Source organism: Enterococcus sp. 12F9_DIV0723 (assembly GCF_002174375.1).
Classification (GTDB): domain Bacteria; phylum Bacillota; class Bacilli; order Lactobacillales; family Enterococcaceae; genus Enterococcus_A; species Enterococcus_A gilvus.
Window position 1 is genome coordinate 1,629,898 of sequence record NZ_NIBK01000001.1, and the last position, 3,277, is coordinate 1,633,174.

6 protein-coding genes and 1 tRNA gene are annotated in these 3,277 nt (G+C 35.1%); 3 read left to right on the forward strand and 4 right to left on the reverse strand.

What is annotated here, in order from left to right; all coding sequences use genetic code 11:
• The first annotated feature begins 53 nt into the window (after window positions 1–53).
• A complete protein-coding gene (locus tag A5868_RS07790) occupies window positions 54–485 on the forward strand; it encodes a universal stress protein (RefSeq protein WP_087654141.1) in 432 nt (143 codons plus the stop codon).
• Between the two features lie 57 nt (window positions 486–542).
• Here the strand turns inward: A5868_RS07790 and A5868_RS07795 are convergent.
• From A5868_RS07795 to A5868_RS07805, 3 genes are all read right to left on the reverse strand, one after another.
• Window positions 543–615, reverse strand: a tRNA-Gln gene (locus A5868_RS07795).
• A gap of 59 nt (window positions 616–674) precedes the next feature.
• Window positions 675–1,070 (reverse strand): hypothetical protein, encoded by a 396-nt coding sequence (locus tag A5868_RS07800; RefSeq protein WP_086303905.1) that lies wholly within the window; start codon window positions 1,068–1,070, stop codon window positions 675–677.
• A gap of 62 nt (window positions 1,071–1,132) precedes the next feature.
• Window positions 1,133–1,660: an HdeD family acid-resistance protein gene (locus A5868_RS07805; RefSeq protein ID WP_086303903.1), complete on the reverse strand. Its 528-nt coding sequence runs from the start codon at window positions 1,658–1,660 to the stop codon at window positions 1,133–1,135.
• 161 nt (window positions 1,661–1,821) lie between these two features.
• Here A5868_RS07805 and A5868_RS07810 point away from each other — a divergent pair, with 161 nt between their 5' ends.
• The gene (locus A5868_RS07810) at window positions 1,822–2,025 is read left to right on the forward strand and encodes a hypothetical protein (RefSeq protein WP_010780854.1); all 204 of its coding nucleotides are present in this window, start codon (window positions 1,822–1,824) and stop codon (window positions 2,023–2,025) included.
• A gap of 12 nt (window positions 2,026–2,037) precedes the next feature.
• Complete coding sequence (locus A5868_RS07815) at window positions 2,038–2,532, forward strand: hypothetical protein (RefSeq protein ID WP_010780853.1); 495 nt, start codon at window positions 2,038–2,040, stop codon at window positions 2,530–2,532.
• Window positions 2,533–2,628: 96 nt separating this feature from the next.
• On the opposite strand, the gene A5868_RS07820 is transcribed toward A5868_RS07815, so the two are convergent.
• Complete coding sequence (locus tag A5868_RS07820) at window positions 2,629–3,225, reverse strand: nitroreductase family protein (RefSeq protein ID WP_087654142.1); 597 nt, start codon at window positions 3,223–3,225, stop codon at window positions 2,629–2,631.
• Between the last annotated feature and the right edge of the window lie 52 nt (window positions 3,226–3,277).

The window sequence follows — 3,277 nt, forward strand, 5'->3', positions numbered from 1 at the left end:
ATTTTCTAGAAAGTTATAAGTGTTGTATAATGATTTTAAGGGAGGCGTTCTCAATGAAAGAAAGTTATAAAAAAATTCTTGTGGCAGTGGATGGTTCTACCGCTTCTACTGATGCATTCAATGAAGCATTGAACATAGCTGAACGTAATGGCGCAAAACTTTTTATACTTACAGTTGTGGATTATAAATTTTCTTTAGGAGATCCAGCATTTATTAATGATGCATTAAAATTCCATCTTAACAATGCTGAAATCGAGCTCGAGCAACTCATTGCTAATTCAGATATCAGTAAGTTGGACTACGAAACTAAAATTGATTCTGGAAATCCTAAACGGAAGATTGTCGATTACGCAGTTGAAACGCAAGTAGATTTAATTATACTTGGATCAACTGGCAAGGGTGCAGTAGAACAAGCAATAGTGGGATCTACTACAGCGTATGTAGTAAATCATGCAAGTTGTAATGTAATGGTTGTAAAGCCATAATTTTAAAGGAAAAAAGAAGGGGTTCTATTCAATCAATGAATAGAACCCCTATTTTTATTGGGATAGTAGGGCTCGAACCTACACTTACCTGATTCAGAGTCAGGCGCCTTACCAATTTGGCCATATCCCAATTAAGAACAGAAAAAAGTATAACGCTAGTTTTCCTATTCTTCAAATGAAAAGACTCGATTATTTTTTACCCGCTTGTTTTAAGGCAGCTAAAATGATATTCCCGTCAGCAAAACCTAAATTGATCTTAACTACTTCGGTGCTGAAAACCAGGGTTAAGCGAATCCCGTTTAGCTTTTTCTTACCACTAATTTCTTTGCACTGGTATAGATTGTATTTATAAGACTTTTGCTTGCTCAAAGCATAAAGTGTACTTCCTGAGATTCCGTATGCAGTTAGACCTTCTTGCTTCTTTATACTTTCGTACTTATGAAAACCGATAAAAGAAAATGAAAAATTTGTTTTTGGAAACTCCGATAAGAAGTTAGTAAATAATAAGACGCCCTTTTCTTCCGTAGTGTTGTAATTGATTCCATATTTTTTGGTAAATTGATAGAGTTCTTTTGCTGTATTCATAAAAACCTCGCTTTTCTTGATAAACTAAGTATAAATCTTGTTTCTTATTATAGAAACCATTTTTATCGGCTAAAACGACGAGTGTTAATAAATTCTGAAATAGCCATAGTTATCAATAAAAAGCCAAAAATTTGAAAAAGAAACATCAAGCTGCTGAAAGGGTTAAACAATAAGAAGAAACCCGCAACAATCATCAAGGCGCTGTATATGACTTGGGCCATAACTGGAAAACCATTTCTTTTCGCAGACCAGCTTTGAAGAAATTGACCAATGGCAAAGATCAAAATAATAAAACCTAAGAACATCGGCAAAATACTGATAATTCCTTTTGAAAACCAAAGGATTACAAATGCGATAATAATTCGCGTAATTCCGCTAGTAGTTTCAAACCCAACATTTCCAGTATATTTTTTTGCTTTTACCCCACGGATGATTTGTATGATACCGAAGATTAGCAGATAGAAAAAGATGATATACACGATCCCTCTGAAAACACTACGTGGTGAAATCAATATAGCAATTCCAAGTATTAGATAGAAAGCACTTCTCAAATAGCCGTCTTTTTTTATTGAATCGATAAAATTTAACATGAACGATCACTCCCTTGAAATGATTTTACCTGATTTAAGTTTTTTTTGCGACTGAAGCGAAGATTTCGATTGTAAACCATTCCATAGTTAGGTATAATTGCGAATAACATTGATCCAAAAGCTAGACGAACAAATGAATGTCGATACTGGAGGGCTTACTTATGAATGAAGAAGAAATTGAGCTAGGAAGAAGTTATCGCTGCCACCCAATTGGGTTCGAAGAATGTGTTGAGGGCGAAGTAATTTCTAAAATGACAAATTGTGCTGTTGTACGTATCAATCAGTGTGAAGAGATTGATCAAGAGCAGCGAGATGACAAATCTAACATGGTCGTGGTAAAATATTCTAATTTCATTCCAAGTTAGAAGGCGGTTTTTTTGAATATATTTACAGTGTTACTGGGGATATTTACGATCGTTCTGTATGTATTCCTATTAATAGCTCGCAGAGATATCGTTATTCCGGTTTTTAAACGACGTAGACAATATCCTTTTTATCTTTTTTTAGCGCTGCTGATCTTGTGGATTGGCTTTACTAGTTGGCAAGATTTTAATGGTCGCGTTCAGACTGTCTTAGCCGCGTTAGTGATGCTGAGTTTTCTGCTAGATAAAAGAGGGTTTACTGAAGAGCAGTTACTTCTTTTTAGTTTAGATAATCGTGGGATACCATTGAATGAGATCGAGCGTGTCGTTTTGTTTCAAGAAGATAGTGGATTGATAAAACTTAACTATTTTCGTAAGGATCGACGTGGTCCGATTTTGACTTTTGATTATTCTTTGACAGAGTTTGTTGTCTTTTTGTCTACACACCTTAGTGAAGGCAGTACGTTAGAGATATTGACTAAAGAGGATCAAGATAAAAATGGAAAGTAAAAGATGGCGGTTGCCATCTTTTTTTTGTCATTTTATTAGCCAGTTTAAATATAAAAAAAGGTATGATCAAAAATGATCACACCTTCATTTCAGAGATTAATGAAAAACGCGGAAACGTTCGTCATCAGCTAAAAATTCTTTTTCATTTGCTTCGCCTTTTTTAGAGCCGAAAACCAATTGTGAACGTAATTGCCAGTTTGCAGGAATATCCCATTCTTCTGCAACAGCGTCATCGATAACTGGATTGTAATGTTGTAAGTTTGCGCCAAGGCCTGCAGAAGTTAACGCAGTCCATGTATTTGCAGTAGCAATCCCGTTTGATTGTTCTGCCCAATCTGGGAAGTTATCAGCGTATAGTGCAAATTGTTCTTGCAAATTCTTCACAGTATCTGTTTCTTTAAAGAATAATACGGTACCGTAAGCTGTTCTAAAGCCATCAATTTTTGCTTGTGTATTAGGGAAAACTTCAGCAGGAGTTAATGGTTTCAATGCTTCTTCAACGATGTTCCACAATTTTTCATGTGCATCGCCGAAAAGAATTACTGCACGAGGAGATTGTGCGTTAAAAGCCGTTGGGCTGTTTTTAATAGCATCTTTGATTACTTCTGTAACTTCTTCTTCAGATAATTTAACGTCACGTCCTAATGCATAATGTGAACGACGCTCTTTTAATGATTCTAAAAATTGAGACATAATAATTCCACCTTTTTGTTTTTTTCTTTGTTAACAATGATTACTTTATCAT